Below are 2,479 nucleotides of genomic sequence, written 5' to 3' on the forward strand. Positions count from 1 at the left end.
TGTCAATCGGCCCACAATAGGGACCCTGGATCGGCGCGCAAAAGGGACCCCTCGTAGAGCACAATGGTTAGCGCTCGCCGGGCGGAACTGGTTGGGGTTGTGCAGCCCGGCGAGTGCGGATCGGCGTTATGGGGTAATCAGGCGCGGTTCTTGAAGCGCCAGGATTCGTTTCCGGTCTCGATGATCTCGCAGTGATGGGTGAGACGGTCGAGCAGAGCGGTCGTCATCTTGGCGTCGCCGAAGACGGCGGGCCATTCTCCGAACGCCAGGTTTGTGGTGACGATGATCGAGGTCCGTTCATAGAGCCTGCTGATCAGATGGAAGAGCAATTGCCCGCCGGCTTGCGCGAACGGCAGGTAGCCGAGTTCATCGAGCACGACGAAGTCGAGCCGGGTGAGGTAGTCGGCGATGCGGCCCTGCTTGCCGCCGCGGTGCTCGGTCTCGAGCCGGTTGACGAGATCGACGACATTGTAGAAGCGGCCTCGCGAGCCGTTGCGGATCAGGGATCGAGCAAGAGCGATTGCCAGGTGCGACTTGCCGGTTCCGGTGCCGCCGATGAGGACGGCATTGCGCTGGTCGGCGACGAAAGTGCCGTTGGCAAGGTCCCGGACCAGCACCTCGTTGACCGGCGTGCCGTCGAAGTCGAACTCCTCGATGTCCTTGGCGAGCGGCAGTTTTGCGACGGTGAGCTGGTATTTGATGGAGCGGGCCTGTTTCTCGGCGATCTCGGCCGAGAGCAGATCGCCGACGATCTTCGGCGGCTCGTGCTGGCGCTTGATGCCTGTCGCCATGACCTCATCGTAGGCGCTGCGCATGCCGTAGAGCTTCAGCGTCCCCATCAGGTCCAGAACCTGCGTGCGTTCCATCAGCTTGCCCTCCTGAGGCTGTCGTAGCGGGCGCAGTCGGCCTGCGGCTCGTGCTGCAGGCGAAGAGCGTCCGGGGTGAGAATGGTGATGGCCGGCGCCGGATCGCGCCGCCGCGCCAGAATGTTGATGATGACGGCGGACGAGCAAACGTTCTGTTGGAGCGCCTCCTGGCAGGCGGCCTCCACGGCATCGATCCCGTCGGCCAGCACTGCGGCCAGAATCGCCACCATCTGCCGATCACCGTCATCCGAGGACTTCAATCGGCGTCGAACCCGCTCCATCGCCGATGGCAGAACCCAGTCCTGGAACGGCGCGCCATTGCGCAATGCGCCGGGCTTGCGGGCGAGCACGGGGACATAGTGCCAGGGATCATAGACGGTCTCGCCGCGGCCGAACGAACGGACGTGTTCGGCGACGAGGATGCCGTCCTGACGAATGACGATCCGGCTGGCATAGGCCTGGATCTCGACCGGCCGGCCGACGGCAGTCGACAGCACCGAGTATTTGTTGTTGTCGAAGCGCACCGTGCAGGTCTTCGACACCGAAGCTGGAACCGTGTGGAAGCCGTCGAAGGGACCGCGATACTCGACCAGCTTGCCGCGCTCTTCCTCGAAAACGTTCCAGATCGTGCGCTCCGGCTGGTCAATATGACGGTGGGCTTTTGTGTAGGCGATGCATTTGTCGAGGAGCCAGGCGTTGAGTTCCTCATAGCTCTTGAAGCGCAGCCGCGGCGTGAAGAAGCGCTCGCGCACCAGCCCGACCTGGTTCTCGACTTGCCCCTTCTCCCAGCCCGACGCCGGCGTGCAAGCGACCGGCTGCACCAGATAGTGACTGCACATCTGAAGGAAGCGGCGATTGTATTGCCGGTCCTTGCCGACGAACACCGTCTCCACCGCCGTCTTCATGTTGTCGTAGATGCCGCGCGTGCAGGCGCCGCCGAAGAAGGCAAACGCCTGGTCGTGGGCGTCGAACACCATCTCCTGCGTCTCGCGCGGATAGGCCCTGACGAACATCATGCGGCTGTGGCAGAGCCGGACATGGGCGACCTTCACGGTCACCGTCACGCCGTTGATCAGGACGATCTCGTGGCTCCAGTCGAACTGGTAGGCCTCCCCCGGCGCGAAGAACAGCGGCACATAGGCTTCCGCCGTTGCCGATCCTTGCTCCTTCGCCCAGCCCTTCGCGTATCGACGGACCGCATCGTAACTGCCTTCATAGCCGAGCCCGCGAAGCTCCTCGTAAATCCGGATCAGCGTCAGCCGCTCGCGCCCCGCCTTGCCGTGGTTGCCACCCAAAAGCCCGTCGAGTTGATCCTGCCAAGGGCCGATCTTTGGCATCGGCTGATGCTCACGCTCGTAGCGGAACTCCGTCGCGTCTGACCGCAGCACCTTCCGGACAACCTTCCGCGATATCCTCAACTCGCGGCAGATCTCCTTGATCGACTTCCCCTGGACCAGCGACAGCCGACGAATCTTCGCAATCGTCTCCACAACCAACATCCAAAACAAATGCCCCCGATGAAACCGAAGGCAGTCTGACAACCCTGCGTTACAGGGGTCCTTTTTGGACGCCGGTCACCCCTGAAACGGGGTCCTTATTCCACGCCGAAACAC

At 63.0% G+C, this 2,479-nt stretch carries 1 protein-coding gene and 1 pseudogene; both read right to left on the minus strand.

The features are described from left to right. Positions 1–137: 137 nt before the first annotated feature. On the minus strand, positions 138–866 hold the full coding sequence (gene istB / locus NMG80_RS28310) for an IS21-like element helper ATPase IstB (RefSeq protein ID WP_254021161.1): 729 nt from the start codon (positions 864–866) through the stop codon (positions 138–140). Further along, positions 796–2,365, minus strand: a pseudogene (gene istA, locus NMG80_RS28315) (IS21 family transposase). Before istA ends, istB begins: the two are co-directional and overlap by 71 nt. Positions 2,366–2,479: the final 114 nt, after the last annotated feature.

The sequence above is a fragment of the Mesorhizobium escarrei genome (assembly GCF_935825525.1).
GTDB lineage: Bacteria > Pseudomonadota > Alphaproteobacteria > Rhizobiales > Rhizobiaceae > Mesorhizobium > Mesorhizobium escarrei.

Coding starts and splice junctions, on each gene's coding strand:
- istB (WP_254021161.1), bottom strand. CDS start 866: ATGGAACGCACGCAGGTTCTGGACCTGATGGGGACGCTGAAGCTCTAC.